Origin of the sequence: Pelomonas parva (genome assembly GCF_043555835.1) — a bacterium.
In the GTDB taxonomy this organism is placed as follows: Bacteria; Pseudomonadota; Gammaproteobacteria; order Burkholderiales; family Burkholderiaceae_C; genus Pelomonas; species Pelomonas parva.
Genome location: NZ_JBIGHV010000010.1, coordinates 74,494 through 89,959 on the forward strand (window position 1 = coordinate 74,494; position 15,466 = coordinate 89,959).

Consider the following 15,466-nt stretch of genomic DNA (forward strand, 5'->3'; position numbering starts at 1 on the left):
GCCAAAGCTGGCGCAGGTCAGCGCGAGCCGGCGCCTGGCACGATCCGGTAGTAGTCGAAGTCCACACGACCGCCCGCCGTCTTGGTCGAGAAATAGAAGAGGCCGAAGCGATTACCTATGAAGTGCGTTGGGTAGGAATAGGTCAGGCGCGAGGGACGGCCGATGGGCGTCCAGGATTTGCCGTCGAGGCTGTAGGAGAAGCGGGCAAACTCAGGCGCGGGATGGAACTCGGCGTCGACCTTGAAGTGAACGGTTTTGCCAGACAGGGGAACGGAGGCGATTTCCTCCGGCTTGTCGGAATCGGCGCTCACCATGACCAGCGATCTGACGCCGTCGGTCATCTTGACGCCGACAAAACAGTACTGCTTCTGGAAGACCGTGAGGCCGGCCACGTCGCCGTCCTTCATGCCGCTCACATCGATGCTTGTCGTGGCGGAACTGGCAGGGCCAAAGGTGCGCTGGGTGAGAGTATTCGTGGCCTCGGGCAAGGTGGCAACGACCCGGCTGGTGGCGAGGCTCAGGTGGCCCGGACGCTTGGTGAGCGACCAGTCACTGGGCCTCGGGTTGTGGTTCCATTGCCAGGCCAGGGGCAGGACGGCGTCGCCGGGCCGGCGGTCGAATTCGTCGGAGGCGACGATGCCGGAGGCGCCCGAGACGCCCTGTGCGCCGGCCGGGATGTCCAGCGTCATGGGCACCTTGCCGTTTTCGCCGAGCACGGGCCAGCCGTCCTTCCAGGTCACGGGCACGAGGTAGGGAATGCGACCCACGGCGCCGTCGCCCTTGAAGAGATAGGCAAACCATTTGCCGTCCGGGGTGTCGATGAGGCCGCCCTGGGCGATACCGCGGTCATCCAGCACGATGCGACCCTCGTACGGCCCGTCGATGCGGTCGGCACGGTGGACGATAACGCTGGGCGCCCAGCGGCTCTTGGGCGAGGCGATGTTGAAGAGGTAATAGCGGCCGTTGATCTTGAAAAGCTGCGACCCCTCGCCGTTGAGCCCGCCCAGATCGGAGCCGAAGATGGTGTTGACGTTCTCGATGAGAACCTTGTTCACGCCGCCGGGCTTGATGCCGGAGAGATCGGGTTTCAACTCGACGAGCGTGATGCGACCGCCGCCGTAAACCATGTAGACGCGACCGTCGTCATCGAAAAGCAGGCTGTTGTCATGCAGCAAGGGCTCGAAGCTCGTCTCTTTCCACGGGCCGCGCTCCGGATCGCGCGTGGTGTAGATGTGAGTGCGTCCGCTGGTGTAGGAGAAAGTCGAGGCGTAGAACACGCCGTTGTGGTACCGCAGGCTGCTGGCCCAGGAGCCTTTGCTGTAGGCGTCCTTGCCGTTCTCGAGACGCATGGCTTCGTTGTCAACGAGGGCTTCATGGGCGTAGGAGACCAGGCGCCAGTTGACAAGATCCTCCGACTTCATGATCGGCAGACCCGGGCTCATATGCATCGTCGTGCTGCTCATGTAGTAGCTTTTCCCGACGCGGATCATCGACATGTCTGGGACGTCGGCCCAGATGATGGGGTTGTGGGCAAGCTTCGTCTGTGGCGCCGCAAGGGCGCTGGCGCCGTCGCGCAGCGCCGGCTTGGCACCGGGCGACGGTTCTGCGGCAAGGGCGATTCCGCTGGTGAGGGCAGCCCAGCAAAAGACGACGGGGTGGAGGAGTCTGGCAAGGTGCATGGCTGGATGTGAAGCGTCAATAGGTTGTAGGGAGGTGCCCCGGAATGGAGGGCCCGGCGGCAACCCGCTTGGGCGCGCCCCGGTCAGCGCGAGCCGCCTGGCTCGATCCGGTAGTAGTCAAAGTCCACACGGCCGCCGGCGGTCTTCGTCGAATAGAAGAAGAGGCCAAAGCGATAGCCCATGAAGTGCTGCGGAAGGGTGTAGCGAAGGCTCGACGGGCGACCGATGGGGGTCCAGGTCTTGCCATCAAGGCTGTACGAGAAGCGGGCAGCGTCAGGCGCCAGATTGAAATCGCAGTCGACCTTGAGGTGAACTGTTTCGCCAGTGAGGGGAATGGAGGCGATCTCCTCCGGCTTGTCGGAATCGGCGCTCACCATGACGAGGGATTTCGCGCCGTCGGTCATCTTGACGCCGACAAAACCGTACTGCTTCTGAAAAGCCGTGATGCCGGCCACGTCGCCGTCTTTCATGCCACTCACGTCGATGCTCGTGGTGGCGGAACTGCGCGGGCCGAAGGTGCGCTGGGTGAGGGTGTTGGGGGCCTCGGGCAGACTGGAGACGACCCGGCTGGTAACAAGGCTCAGGTGGCCCGGGCGCTTGGTGAGCGACCAGCCATTGGGCCTCGGGTTGTGGTTCCATTGCCAGGCCAGGGGCAGGACGGGGTCGCCGGGCCGGCGGTCGAATTCGTCGGAGGCGACGATGCCGGAGGCGCCCGAGACGCCCTGTGCGCCGGCCGGGATGTCCAGCGTCATGGGCACCTTGCCGTTTTCGCCAAGCACGGGCCAGCCGTCCTTCCAGGTCACGGGCACGAGGTAGGGAATGCGACCCACGGCGCCGTTGTCCTTGAAGAGATAGGCGTACCACTTGCCGTCCGGCGTGTCGACGAGGCCGCCCTGAGCGATACCGCGGTCATCGAGCGCGATGCGACTTTCATAAGGCCCGTCAATGCTGTCGGCTCGGCTGACGATGACAGTGCGCGCCCAGCGGCTGCCGGGTGACGCGATGTTGAAGAGGTAGTAGCGGCCGTTGATCTTGAAGAGCTGCGAACCCTCGCCATGGAGCCCGCCTTGGTCGGTGCCGAAGACGATGTTGACGTCATCGACGACGACCTTGTTCACACCGCCGGGCTTGATGCCGGAGAGATCGGGTTTCAGCTCTGTGAGCATGAGGCGACGGGCACCCCAAACCATGTAGGCGCGGCCGTCGTCGTCGAAGAACAGGCTGTGGTCATGCAGCGATGGCTCGAAGCTCGTCTCCTTCCACGGGCCGCGCTCCGGATCGCGCGTGGTGTAGATGTGGGTGCGTCCACTGGTGGAGGAGAAAGTCGTCGCGTAGAACAGGCCGTTGCGGTAACGCAGACTGCTGGCCCAGGAGCCGTAACCGTAGGCGTCCTTGCCGTTCTGGAGGCGGAGGGCATCGTTGTCGGCCAGAGTTTCATAGGCGTAGGAAGCCATGCGCCAGTTCACCAGGTCCGTCGACTTCATGATCGGCAAGCCCGGGCTCATGTGCATCGTCGTGCTGCTCATGTAGTAGGTCTTGCCGACACGGATGATGGCGATGTCCGGGACGTCGGCCCAGATCAAAGGGTTGTGGGCACGCCCTCGCTGCGCAGCAGGAAGCGCCTCGACAGTTGAAAGAGGCCGCCCATCGAGCGCCACCTGATCAGCGGGCGAGTTTTCCGAGGCACTGACCCCAGCGCCGGCAACAGCGGCGCACCACAAGGCGAGGATTTGAAGACGTCGAGCGAAGTGCATAGGCGGCTAAAGATGGAGGCGGGGTGCAACGGGCGAAATTCCACGTCGCTCTTGAGTTAACGCGACGCCCCAGGCAACGAAGATCGCCCGGAAGGCTGTGACAGCGGCGCGGGGATCGGACCGTTGGACGGGTTGGGGGCCACGGGTCGACTGGCCTCGATGCCGCGGATGAATTCAGACAGGTGACGAATCGAATCGCTCGCGCGGTGGAATTTCCGCCGGCACAGGGCAGGCGCCGGAACGTCGTCATGTGGCACCTTGACTTCGGTCGTGGTGGCGACGCACATCACCGAAGCAACAAGGGCGCTGCGGAGACTGTCAACGTCTTGGACGAACACCCAGCCCTCAGCCACTTGAGGACGGCTGGCCACGACGCCGCGGATGAAGTCGGACATGAAATCGCTCGCGTAGGTCATGGGGGTTCCGGAGGTGGGTGGCTCAGCGCTTGGCGGGGTTCAGCGTCAGCAAGGTGATGTCGTTGCTGCGCATGGGCACGCTGTAGTTCAGCTGGCCGTCCTTGCCGACGTTGACCGTACGTTGCACCTCGGGCAGGTCCCGGGTCAGCAGCTGCAGCTTGGCGAGCTGCGCGGCATCGAGGTTGACGGGCGAGCCCATCTCCAGGTAGGCGGTGTAGGCGTCGTTGACCTTGTAGCCGGCGCGACGCAGTTCGAGCCGATAGGCGCCCGGCTTCAGGTTGCGCAGCGCAAGCTTGACTTCGGGCGCCGGGCCGTTGGGCACCGGCTTGGCGAAGAACACGCCGTTGCTGATGCTCTTTTGATCAGGATGCTGCCAGTCCCACGCCACGACGGCCGTCTTGTCGCCATCGACTGCGGCCAGCACCTTGTTGTCGGTGCTCGGGATCTCATTCCCCCGCAATGCGTTGAGGTACTTGTAGGCGAACCATGTCGACTTGCGCAGGCCATCGCGTGTCATCAAGCCGAAGCCGCCATGGAAGGCGCGAGGCGGCGGGCCCGGCTCCTCGAACAGGTCGCTGTAGGTCCAGTAGCTCATTGCCTGCGCATAGCCTCGCGTGGCGCGCAGCTTGGTCAGGATCCACGGCGCGCTGATGTAGCTGTCGTGCACCTTGTCGTACGGGTTGTAGCTGGTGCTCCACTCGGTGATGTACAGCGGAATGCCAGGGAACGGCGAGGCTTCGATCTCTTTGCGGTTGCGGCGCACGTCGCCGACGATGGCGTCGGGGTTGGGGTCCAGGATGCGGTCCGACTTGCCGAATTCGTCGAGGTAGCCCTCGGTGACGCCGTAGGTGTGCGTGGTGACAAAGTCCACCGGCACGCCCTCCTGTTTCGCATAGGCCAGCAACTCGGGCACCCAGAAAGCGCCGGCCGTGGCAGGGCCGCCGACTTGCAGCCCGGCGTCCACTTTCTTGAGCATGCGCGCGGTGTTCGCGTACAGCTCGAAATAGGCCTTCTGGTCGGCTTTCTCCCAGAAGCCGTCGAGGTTGGGCTCGTTCCACACTTCGAACGGCCATTTGCGGACCTCTTCGATGCCATAGCGCTGGATGAGGTGGCGCGCAAAGGCGTCGATCAGCTCGGTCCAGGGCCCTGGCTGCGGGTGCGAGGTGTTGCCCTTCCAGTAGAAGATCTTCAGGTCGGAGGTCTTCATCACGGCGGGTGTGAAGCCCAGCTCGATGAAGGGCTTGACGCCACTGGCCAGCAGGCCGTCGTACAGCTTGTCGATGCCGGTCCAGTCGAACACCAGCTTGTCGCCTTCCTTCTTCACCGTGCCGTAGACGTCGTGAAAGATGTCGTGGAAGCGCACGTAGCGAAAGCCCAGCTCGTCCGCCGCCGTCTTGAGCTGGGCGAGGTTCTCAGGGCGGCCGGTGGTGCCCGGGAAGTCGGCACCGACCGAGAGGTCAAAGAAGCGGTCCATCGGCTGGGTCGCGGCAGCACGGTCCAGCGTCACCTCGCGTGCGGCGGGGAGCGCAGCGGGAGCGGCGAGAGTGGCGCTGCCCAGTCCTAGTGAAAGGAGCGTTACCGCGAGACTGATAGCGCTTCGGCTCAGGGAAAGGGAGGTGTTCATCGGAAGATTTGGGAGGACGTCGAAAGAGAGGTGGCGCCGAGGCCTGGAGCCAAAAACTGGACAGATGCAGCTCAATGCATGAGCCCTATCCGACGACAACGATGGACTTGGGCGGCAAGGCCTGCGGGCCGTACTAGCGCGCGTACAGCGCGAACGCAAAGTCGCCGGGGCGGCCGCTCTCCCGGTCCTTCAGCGGCCGGTCATCGAGGGTCGCCTCGCCGTCGGCATAAACGTCGCTGCGGCTGGCGCGCAGATTGATGGTCAGCGCGTCCTTCTGGCCTTGCAGCGCCAGTGCATAGCGGCGCCCGGCCTGCAACACGACAGCCGGATGGGCGCTGAAGTCGAAGCTCAGCAGCCCGGCGCCTTGCGGCCGGTAGGCGACTGCCAGGCCCTCGCCGGCACCGAGCAGTTCGGTGCCGGCCTCCACGTCGCGCAGCGACAGCCGCAAGCTGCGCGTGGCATCCGTGCCATGGCCGTCGCCGGCGTACAGGCTGAGCCGGCCCAGCGGGATGTCGGCACGCGGCACGAAGGTCTGCACCAGGCGGGTCGCGCCGCCGTCGCGGTTAAAGCCGATGGGCTCCGGCGCCTGCTCGAAAGGCTTGGCGACCGAGGCCAGCGCCGGGCTGCCCGGCCAGGTTTCGGGATAGCCCTGGGCGAACTGCTGAACGGCCACGCGCGGGTCGGAGCGGCCCGGGTCCGGCAGCGCCGGCACCTTGCCCTTGGGCGGCTGCGGCGGCTTGCTGATGCCGGCTTCGGTCTGCGTGATCGGCCACATGCGGCCGTCGGCGTCGTAGTAGAGGTACTCCATCGCGGCGGAGCGGCGGGAGCCGGCGCCGGTCTCGCCGTTCAGGGTAAGCCCGGCATTGTGATAAACGAGGTAAGACTGGCCCTTGAAGTCGTCGATGACGCCCGCGTGGATGGTGAAGCTGTTGGGCACCGGGCCGGTTAGCAGGCCCTGGTAAGTCCAGGGCCCGCGCGGGCTGGGCGCAGTGGCATAGGACAGGTGTTCGAAGAGACCCTGCTGCGCCATCGACGCGTAGGTCATGTAGTACGTGCCCTTGCGCTTGGACAGCCACGGCCCCTCGGTGTAGTTGGGCAGCGCGATCTTCTCGATGGGGCCGTCCAGCTCGGTCATGTTGGCTTTGAGCTTGGCCAGGTAGAGCACCGGGTTGCCCCAGGCCAGCCAGGCGGTGCCGTCGTCGTCAACGAAGACGGTGGGATCGATGTCACTCCAGCCGTAGGGGCTGGGCGTGGACGCATCCGTGATCAACGCCGAGCCGCGCGCATCCTTGAACGGGCCCAGCGGGTTTTCGGCCACCGCCACGCCGATGGCCTTGCCGGGGTGGGTGTCGTTGTGCTGTACGGTGGCGTAGAAGTAGAAGCGGCCGTTGCGCTGCACCACCTGCGCGGCCCAGGCGTCGCCCACCGCCCACTTGAAATCGGTGGGCTTCATGAAGGCGCCGTGCGAAGTCCAGTTGCGCAGGTCCTTGGACGAATAGGCCAGCCACTCCTTCATGAGGAAGAAGTCGTTGCCCTTGGCCTCGTCACGGCCGACGTAGAGATAGACCGTGTCGCCCACGCGCAGCGGCGCGGGGTCGGCAGTGAAGCGGTCGCGCAGCACCGGATTGGCGCCGGGCGCCGGTTCGGCGGCCAAAGCGGCCCCGCTGGCGAGGGCGGCGCAGCAAAGGGCGATGCGGTGCAGGGGGCTGGGGAGGTGCATGGCTGGGTGTGAACCTTCAATGGGTTGTGGCGGGCGACGTGTTCACCCGACCAAGTCAAGCGGGGCCGGCGATCAGCCCAGCCTCTTAAGCAGCGTGAGGTGCGACAGCGATGAAGCGTCCGCTGCGGCGATGGAAATCCTGCTCATCCCTTATCGCTTGGATCAGGGGGCGGCTTCAGGGTCGCAGGCTTCACTTGCGCTCGAAGCGCCAGTGATCGAACTCAAACATCGTCGGCCCGCCCTGCCCCCTGAAGATGAGGTAGAGGTCATGCACGCCTGTGGCGCCCGAGACCGGCACGCCTTGCTGCTGCCACTGATCCAGGCCGCCGGTTCGGGCCACCGTCAGGGTGCCGAGATGCGGCCCATCGACGCTGTCTAGCCGCAACTCGATCTTGCCGCCGTCCATCTCGCTGGCCAGGTTGGCGACGAAGCGGGCCGCGCCCTTGCTGCCAAAGTCGACGCCGTTGACCTTGATGTAGCTGAGATCGGTGATGCGCGTGACCACCATGCCGACCTTGTCATTGCGCGCGGTCTTGATGCCAGGCGCCCAGTCGAACGGGCGATCCCGGTCCCGCTTCAGGCGGGACGTCCAGGCCATGGTCTCGGCCTCCACGCGTTCGTAGGGCGACAAGGGTTTGAGCGGAGCGACGCCGACGTTGTCCCACCAGGGGAGCATGTTGATGGTGCCGTCCGCGTTGTAGTCGAACCGGGTCACCGTGACGGAGCGGCGTTCGCGGTGGATGGGCGTGTCGGCAAAGTTCAGCCGGTAGTTGAACCCGAACACGTAGGACCCACCCATGTAGTCGACGATGCCCGGGTGGTTGCCGGTCGAGTTGGCGTTGTGGTCCATGATGTCGCCCTTGTAGACCCAGGGGCCGGTGGGCTTGTCGCTCATGGCGTAGCCAATGCCTTCGGGGCAGCAACTCGACGCGTAGGCCATGTAGTACTTGCCCTGGCGCTTGTAGACCCAGGGGCCTTCCTGGTAGTTGCGCGGCCTGCCCTCGGCCTGCTGGATCTCGCCGCTGTAGGAGATCATGTCCGGGTTCAGCTTCACGTAGTACAGCTGCGGGTTGCCCCAGTACATGTAGGCTTGGCCGTCGTCGTCGACGAAGACCGTGGGGTCGAAGTAGCCGATGCCCTTGTCGATCAGCGGCTTGCCCAGGGCATCCTTGAACGGCCCCTCGGGCCTGTCGGCCACGGCGACGGCAATCACGCTCTTGGGCCAGCCCTGCACGCTCACCGACGCGTAAAGGTAGAACTTGCCATTGCGCTCGACGACCTGGGAGGCCCAGGCATCGTTGTCCTGCATCGCCCAGGGAAAGGTCGCCAGCGACGCCACGACGCCCTTGTCGGTCCAGTTCGACATGTCGGTCGACGTGTAGAGGCGCCAGTTGCGCATCTTGAAGTCTCGGGCGTCATCCTCATCGTGCCCGGTGTAGAGGTAGACCACCCCCTTGTGCACCAACGGTGCCGGGTCGGCGGTGTAGCTGGTCTGCACGACCGGGTTCTCGGCCTGGCTCGGCCGCGGCCAAACGCAGGCCATTACAAACACCAGGAACGCAAGCATGCGCGCAATCATGGGAAACCTCGATTCGGAACGATGCGGGACGGCGAAGCGGCCGTCCGCTGGGAAAACGATGAGCTCAAGGTGGCCCTGGATCAGCCCAGCATCTTGAGCAGCGTGCGATGGTGCTGCGGCATGCGCTCTACGGACGCTGCGATGGCTTTGCGACGCTGGTCCAGCGCAGCCATCGCCCGCTCGCGCGGGATCTCCGAGAAGACCGGATCGTTGCGCTCCGGCCAGTGCTCCATGCCCGCGTGGATGGCCAGCCAGCTGGTGGCATCGAATCCTTCCTCGTCGTACTCGTGCAGCACGCCGTAGCGACGCCACAGCTCCATCCGGAAGGCCAGGGTTTCCGGCAACACCATCGATGACACATGACGCCATAACTCGCTGTCTCGGCGGCGGGTCAGGCAGTAGTGCAGGATGATGAAGTCGCGGATGCGCGTGAAGCGCCGCGCCGCACCGTCGTTGAACAGGGCCCGGTCGTTCTCATCCAGCGGCCGGCCGGCCGTCAGCAGGGTCATGAGGCGGCTGATGCCGTCCTGGATCAGGTAGATGCTGGTGGACTCGAGCGGCTCCAGGAAGCCGGAGGACAGGCCGATGGCGACGACGTTGTGCACCCAGAAGCGCTCACGGTGGCCGGTCGTGAAGCGCAGCAGCCGCGGCTCGCCAAGCGGCTTGCCGTCGAGCCGGGCCAGCAGTTGTTCGCGCGCACGGTCGGCGTCGATGAATCGGCTCGAGAACACATGGCCATGGCCCGTGCGGTTCTGCAGCGGGATGCGCCACGCCCAGCCACCTTCCAGCGCCGTAGCCTGGGTGTACGGGGTCAGTTCCTCGCCAACCCGCTCCGTGGGGCAGGCCCATGCGCCGTCCACGGGCAGCCAGTGGCTGAAGTCGACGAAGGGCTCCTCCAGCGTCCGGCCCAGCAGCAGGGAACGAAAGCCCGAGCAGTCGACGAACAGATCGCCTTCTATGCGCCGGCCGTCCTCCAGCTGCACGGCGGCCACGCCACCATCGGCGCGGCGTGAGACCTCGGTGATGCGTCCCAGCGTGTGGCGGGCACCGCGCTGCAGGGCCAGATTGCGCAGGAAGGCGGCGTACTGGACGGCGTCGAAGTGGTAGGCGTACTTGAACTGCGCCTGGTCGTCGGGCAGCACAAAGCGCCCCTTCATCGCCATCACGGTCGGCACACACTGCACGCCCAGCGGTTCGGTCAGCCCCATGCGGCGGTGCTGGCCCCACAGCGTCTGCGAACCGAACAGGTTGCCGAAGTGCCCGAAGGTATGGAAGTAGTCCTTGCCAACGTCCAGCCAGTCGCAGAAGCGGATGCCCAGCTTGTAGGTGCCGTTCGTGGCGCGCAAGAAATCGCGCTCGTCGACGCCGATCAGCTGGTTGTAGTTGCGGATGGACGGGAACGTGGCTTCACCGACACCGATGATGCCGATGTCCTCGGACTCGACCACCTCGACGCAGGCGCGGCCCTTCAGCCCGGTGACCAACGCCGCGGCCACCATCCAGCCGGCGCTGCCACCTCCCACGACGACGATGCGATCAACTTTTTGCGTCATAGAGATCTTGCCAAGTTCCTTGGCACCTTGAACGACGTGCGCCGACGTCCATCATTTCCATCTCTGGCCACGTGCGGCGACCACCCACGCAATTGGGCATGCCGCCCGGACACCTCGTCCGGACTGCATGCAGGTGCTACCGCGTCGGAGACCGCGTCAGAACTCGTAGCGTGCGCTCATCGAGTAGCTGCGGCCAGGGTAGAACCACGCGCGCCCCATCGTGCCGATGTGCTGCTGCTGCGTCTGGCGGACGATGACGTTGTTCAGGTTCGTCACGTTGATCGACGCACTCAGCGTGTTGCTGAATCTGTAGTGCATGCCGGCGTCCCACTGGCCGAACGCCTCCTGCCAGGTCGGCAGGCCCCAGCCCACATCGCGGGCACCCGGGCGCGACGGGTCCGCGCTCGTCCCATCCTCGCCGCGCGTGCCATTGGCATCCGTCGCCTGCAGCACCCGGCTACGCCAGTTGTAGGCCAGCCGCGCCGAGAACGGGCCGCGGTCGTACATCAAGACGAAGTTGGCCGCGTTCTTGGCCATGTAGGGCAGCGGCAGATTCTTGAACGGCACGCCGTTGGTGTCGCAGCCGAACAGGTGCAGCGTGCCATTCGTCGTCGCCCTGCCCGCATCGCAATAGGGGTTGTCGATCTGCTTGTACAGGCTTTGCTTGGCATCGATGTAGGTGTAGTTGGCCGACACGCCGATGCCCTTGGCCCACTCCGGCAGCACGCCTTCCAGGAAGGGCAGCTTGTCCAGGTAGGTCATGCCCGCAAGCTCGATGCCGCTGACCGTCGCCTTCCCGACGTTGGCGGGCCCCGTGACCGGGAAAATCTGCGGATTGCCACCCACACTGGTGTAGGCACGGGCGTAGGCGCTTTTCATGATGACGTCCTTGACATCCTTATGGAACAGCGTGCCCGTGATGGACTGGCCGTCACGCGGGTACCACTCCAGCGCCAGGTCGTAGCTGTTGGCCGTGATCGGCTTGAGCTTGACGTTGCCGGTGTTCTCTCCACGGTAGGTGACCCTCTGGTTGACGGCGTCGTAGTCCTGCCAGAGCTTGACGTACTCGCCCAGCTGGTTGAAGCCGGGTCGGTTCATGCTCTTGGCCATTGCCAGGCGAGCCTGCAACCTGTCGGTGAAGTTCATCTTCAGGTTGAGCGACGGCAGCACCTTGACGAATTCGTTCTCCACGTCCAAAGGCCCTCCGAGCTGGTCAAAGCGCGGCAGATCGGGCGGCGTCATCGAGTTGTATCGCGTCTCGAAAACTGTGAAGCCGTGCGAGACGTCGCGGGTCAGCACGACGCGCACACCGGCGTTGCCTTCGATCGGGAACTTCAAATCGTCAAAGCCAAAGCGCAGCGTGGCGTAGACCGCATCGGTCTGTTCACTGTGCGTGCTGGTCTTGGACGGGTCATTGTTGAAGACCAGTTCCTGGAAGCCCTGGAAGTCCGCCGGATTGCACGTCAAGTTATTGGTGGGGAACAGCTTCTGGCCATCCAGGCATTGCTGGTAGCGGTAGTCGTTGGCCAGCGTCGTGTAGGTGTTTGGGTAGTCGCGCACGGCACCGATCGTCGGCATGACGATGTTCGGCAGCGAGCCCACCTTGCCGCCATAGAAGTTGCCGAAGTTGAACACTTCGACCGGCACGGTCTGGTAGCGCGGGTCGCTCATGTAGGCGAAGCTTCCGCGCGACTGCCAGCCCTCTCCATCGGTGACCGCAGGCGGCTTGCCGGGCGTGGAAGTCTGCTTGACGGCCCAGGGATCGGCAACGGACGTCCAGCCGTTGCCCGAGGCTTCGTAGCGGCGTGCCACGCGATAGGTGGCTCTCACGCCGACACGGATATCACGCAGGATGGGATCGTCGAAACGGTAACGCACGTCGGCCTTCCAGGCGTAGAGGTCGGCATCGGCCTTGCTCATGCCCGGCATGACCAGGTTCCAGTAATAGTTTTTCGGGTCGGCCAGGAAATCCGTGGCAGTCTGGTCGAAGCCAATGCGCGCCGGGCTCTTTCCGCTCACGTCGATGTTCATGCTCGGCACGTAAGTACCCAGTTGCAGATTGCGGCCAATGGAATCGTTCTTCGCATGAACCCATTGGAGGTCGTTCTCCACCTGCCACTGGTCGTTGACGTTCCATTTGAATTTCCACGCGAGTTCGCCGGTTTTCGAATTGCTCCGATTCCAGCCGCGCGAGACGTTGAAGCCCAGCCCGCCATCGGCAAAGGTGTTCGCCCCGAGGCCGCCGCTGGGGTAGGTGTAGAGGCCAGAGGTCAGCACGTTGTTGGCGTCGTACGTCGCATTCTTGATCACCGACTTGTACGGGCTCTCCACACCGGTGTAGATGCCCTGCTCGCTGCCCGTCTCACGTGCGCCCGAAAGGAAATAGGTCAGCGACGAATCCATGCCGCCCTTTTTCCACTGCAGCGCGCCATAGAAGCCGGCGCGTTCGGTGTCGCCCGTGTTGTTGCGGTATGAGGCGGACTTTGGCGCCCAGGCCGTCTGGCCGCTGATCAGGTCGGTGCGCGGGAAGTAGGCATCCAGCTGGATGCTCTCGTTCTGGAAGCTGGAGTGGTTGTAGGAAAGGTCGAAGAGGACCCCGACGCGCCCAATGTCCGTGTTCCATTGGGTGGTGTACAGCCCCGACACGCTGGGCGAATGCTTGCCCGAGCGCTGCACGTAGTTGTTGCCCGCAGACAGGTAGGCCTTCGTCTCTCTGTAGTCAAAGGGCAAGGCCGTGCGCAGGTTCACCGTGCCGCTGACGCCGCCTTCGATGATTTCGCTGGAGGGGTTCTTGTACACGTCGACGCCCGCCATCAGCTCGGGCGGCACGTCACCCCAACTCAGCTCACGACCAGGCCAGCCGGCGGAGAAGGTCTCGCGCCCGTTCAGCAGCGACGAGCCCCAACTGAGGCCGCGCACGCTGATACCCGATCCTTCGACCGAGAAATGCTCCGGGTCGCCACGCGATTTGTTGCGGTCAATGGTGATGCCAACGACGCGCTGCAGCACCTCGGTGATCGACTTGTCCGGCAGCTTGCCGGCCTCTTCTGCCACGACCGAGTCGACGATCTCCTCGGCGTTCTGCTTGAGCTTCTGCGCCGTCGCCAGCGCGGCGCGCTGCCCGGTGACGACGACGGTCTCCAGGCTTGCCGGCTTGTCAGTCGTCGCCTGCGCCAACGCGGCACCGCCGACGGTCAGCAGCATCATGTGGACCATGCCGCGATGGATGGCCGTGGTGCGGAACTGTTTTTTCATGGTGTCTCCGTATTCGTTCGATGTGTCCGGCGGCAGCTGCCGTCCTCGGCGCTGCCGCGTGCCCAGGCACTGGATGCCGGGGCAGCTCGCTGCGATGCTGGCGTCACTGACCAGATCGACGCAGCGGCTGGTTACTGGATGGTGATGGCGCCCTTGATGGTCAAGTCGGAGGCGAAGATGCCGGCAGTCTTCCTGTCCACATTTGCGTCCATCAGCCAGAAGCGTGTGCGAACGATGTTGGAGGACTGCAGCAGCGTCGCGGCCGACGCGCGCGAGGCCGCCATCTTGTCCAGGGCCTCCTTGAACGCGGCAGCATTGACCGGGGTGCCCGTGCTGTCATAAGGGTTCGGCAGCTTTCGTACATCGTCGTCCAACGACGCAGTCGTCACACCCGCCAGGCCGCAGCTATCGGTGACGGCAAAGTTGTCCAGCGGCACGGCATAGCTGATCAACCCCGGCTGAGGCGCCCAAACCAGAGTGCTCAGCCTCACGTTGCAACCGTCGTTGCGCTTACCTAGATCAAGGTGCACGACGATGGGCTTGCTGGAAGCGTGGAGGTCGGCGTTCAAGCCCAAGGTGAAGCCCAGCGCCTTCTCGGTGGTGACTTGCAGTCCACCCGCCGTGTCGCCCGACCCATTGAAGCCGCTCAAGCCAGGCGCAAAGATGTCGATTCGGTTGAAGCCGTACTGCCAGCCGCCGGTGAACATGGTGTCCGGGATATGGAGGGCCGAATCGAGCGTGGAGCCATCGCTGGAGACCGTGCTGTAGCACCAGTCGCCACCGCTCGCATCGCACCACTCCCACCCCGCGTTGAGCGCGCTGTTCCAGGGGTTCACCATGACGTTGCCGCCCTGCTTGGTTAGCAGGTCGTTCTTGGTTCCGCGACCACCTCCCGGCGCGAAGCCGTCAGCAACGAGCAGCGGGTCGACGGCGATGAAGCGCTGCGTCGTCGCTTCCTTGTAGTTCGCATCGCCGGCCTGCTTCGCCGACACCGCACAGGAGCCCTTGGCCAGCAACTGGACCGTACTCCCGCTGATCGAGCAGACAGCGGGCGTGTCGCTGGAGAACGTTACCGGCAGCCCTGACTCCGCAGTCGCACTGAGCGCGACCGACGTTGCCGTCGTCCTCAGCACATAGTCAGGCGGCGAGAACGTCAACACCTGCGCATGCTTCAACACATTGAACAGCTGGCTCGAATCGTCGGCAGCCGCCCATTTGGTGCCGTCCGAACCGACCCCGCCAGGCTGGCTGGCGATGACCAGGCACTCACCCGCGGCCACCAGCGTCAGCTGGTCACCGGCGACCGTGCAAGTGGTGGGCGTGCCGGTGCGGAAGCTGATCGGCAGCCCGGATGTTGCCGTGCCTGACAAAGTCGTCGGGGCAGTCAGCAGCGTGCCGCCACCCGGATACTTGAAAGTGATGACCTGGTAGCGGCCCTCTGAGCCTCCACCGCCATCGCCATCGCCCCCCCCCCCGCAGGCGGCCAAAAATGCGCACGTCGCCACAACGGTCAACTTCCGGGCCTGAATCAACTTTTTCGTCACGTTCTGTCTCCTTTTTTGAATTAACTGGTAGCTGTTCAAACTGCAGAACTTGCAGCAACGCAGCTCCTTGATCTCGGGCCCGTCTCGCCGAACCTATGGCCACTAGGCGCGGTCGTTGCCCGAACTGTTTCCGAGTGAGAAATCCCTCTATCCGCGTGCTTGGTCGCCTTGCTTGGGCTCCATCCACACCCACCCATCAGGAGCCGAGATGTGAACTCGGGGCCGTCCTGGTCGCCGCTCCACCCCCGGAAGTACGCTCGGGGCACGCGCGAAACCGCTGAGGCGCACGGGCTGGCCGACTGGGAGGCTGAGGGCGAGGTCAATCACAGGCTGATTCCGACT

General features: G+C 64.6%; 9 protein-coding genes. All 9 read right to left on the reverse strand.

The annotated features are described in order from the left end of the window. Nucleotides 1-17 precede the first annotated feature (17 nt). The 9 genes from ACG00Y_RS23515 to ACG00Y_RS23555 all read right to left on the reverse strand — a co-directional run bounded on the left by ACG00Y_RS23515 (nucleotide 18) and on the right by ACG00Y_RS23555 (nucleotide 15,124). The gene (locus ACG00Y_RS23515; RefSeq protein WP_394483149.1) at nucleotides 18-1,679 is read right to left on the reverse strand and encodes a glycoside hydrolase family 43 protein; all 1,662 of its coding nucleotides are present in this window, start codon (nucleotides 1,677-1,679) and stop codon (nucleotides 18-20) included. 83 nt (nucleotides 1,680-1,762) lie between these two features. Then, nucleotides 1,763-3,433 carry a glycoside hydrolase family 43 protein gene (locus ACG00Y_RS23520; RefSeq protein WP_394483151.1) on the reverse strand — a complete coding sequence of 557 codons (1,671 nt, stop codon included), beginning with the start codon at nucleotides 3,431-3,433 and terminating at the stop codon, nucleotides 1,763-1,765. A 56-nt stretch (nucleotides 3,434-3,489) separates the two neighbouring features. Then, on the reverse strand, nucleotides 3,490-3,849 hold the full coding sequence (locus tag ACG00Y_RS23525; RefSeq protein WP_394483153.1) for a hypothetical protein: 360 nt from the start codon (nucleotides 3,847-3,849) through the stop codon (nucleotides 3,490-3,492). Nucleotides 3,850-3,871: 22 nt separating this feature from the next. Further along, nucleotides 3,872-5,473: a GH39 family glycosyl hydrolase gene (locus ACG00Y_RS23530; RefSeq protein ID WP_394483155.1), complete on the reverse strand. Its 1,602-nt coding sequence runs from the start codon at nucleotides 5,471-5,473 to the stop codon at nucleotides 3,872-3,874. A gap of 133 nt (nucleotides 5,474-5,606) precedes the next feature. Beyond that, nucleotides 5,607-7,193, reverse strand: a complete 1,587-nt coding sequence (locus ACG00Y_RS23535; protein ID WP_394483156.1) for a glycoside hydrolase family 43 protein — start codon at nucleotides 7,191-7,193, stop codon at nucleotides 5,607-5,609. A 190-nt stretch (nucleotides 7,194-7,383) separates the two neighbouring features. Beyond that, nucleotides 7,384-8,760 (reverse strand): glycoside hydrolase family 43 protein, encoded by a 1,377-nt coding sequence (locus ACG00Y_RS23540; protein WP_394483158.1) that lies wholly within the window; start codon nucleotides 8,758-8,760, stop codon nucleotides 7,384-7,386. Between the two features lie 92 nt (nucleotides 8,761-8,852). After that, nucleotides 8,853-10,325, reverse strand: a complete 1,473-nt coding sequence (locus ACG00Y_RS23545; protein WP_394483160.1) for a tryptophan halogenase family protein — start codon at nucleotides 10,323-10,325, stop codon at nucleotides 8,853-8,855. 156 nt (nucleotides 10,326-10,481) lie between these two features. Further along, nucleotides 10,482-13,580 (reverse strand): TonB-dependent receptor, encoded by a 3,099-nt coding sequence (locus ACG00Y_RS23550; protein WP_394483162.1) that lies wholly within the window; start codon nucleotides 13,578-13,580, stop codon nucleotides 10,482-10,484. A 131-nt stretch (nucleotides 13,581-13,711) separates the two neighbouring features. Then, nucleotides 13,712-15,124 (reverse strand): hypothetical protein, encoded by a 1,413-nt coding sequence (locus ACG00Y_RS23555; protein WP_394483163.1) that lies wholly within the window; start codon nucleotides 15,122-15,124, stop codon nucleotides 13,712-13,714. Nucleotides 15,125-15,466 lie beyond the last annotated feature (342 nt).

What these genes read in the sequence shown, in the direction of transcription:
- ACG00Y_RS23515 (WP_394483149.1), bottom strand. Translation starts at nt 1,679, where the DNA reads ATGCACCTTGCCAGACTCCTCCACCCCGTCGTCTTTTGCTGGGCTGCC.
- ACG00Y_RS23520 (WP_394483151.1), bottom strand. Translation starts at nt 3,433, where the DNA reads ATGCACTTCGCTCGACGTCTTCAAATCCTCGCCTTGTGGTGCGCCGCT.
- ACG00Y_RS23525 (WP_394483153.1), bottom strand. Translation starts at nt 3,849, where the DNA reads ATGACCTACGCGAGCGATTTCATGTCCGACTTCATCCGCGGCGTCGTG.
- ACG00Y_RS23530 (WP_394483155.1), bottom strand. Translation starts at nt 5,473, where the DNA reads ATGAACACCTCCCTTTCCCTGAGCCGAAGCGCTATCAGTCTCGCGGTA.
- ACG00Y_RS23535 (WP_394483156.1), bottom strand. Translation starts at nt 7,193, where the DNA reads ATGCACCTCCCCAGCCCCCTGCACCGCATCGCCCTTTGCTGCGCCGCC.
- ACG00Y_RS23540 (WP_394483158.1), bottom strand. Translation starts at nt 8,760, where the DNA reads ATGCTTGCGTTCCTGGTGTTTGTAATGGCCTGCGTTTGGCCGCGGCCG.
- ACG00Y_RS23545 (WP_394483160.1), bottom strand. Translation starts at nt 10,325, where the DNA reads ATGACGCAAAAAGTTGATCGCATCGTCGTCGTGGGAGGTGGCAGCGCC.
- ACG00Y_RS23550 (WP_394483162.1), bottom strand. Translation starts at nt 13,580, where the DNA reads ATGAAAAAACAGTTCCGCACCACGGCCATCCATCGCGGCATGGTCCAC.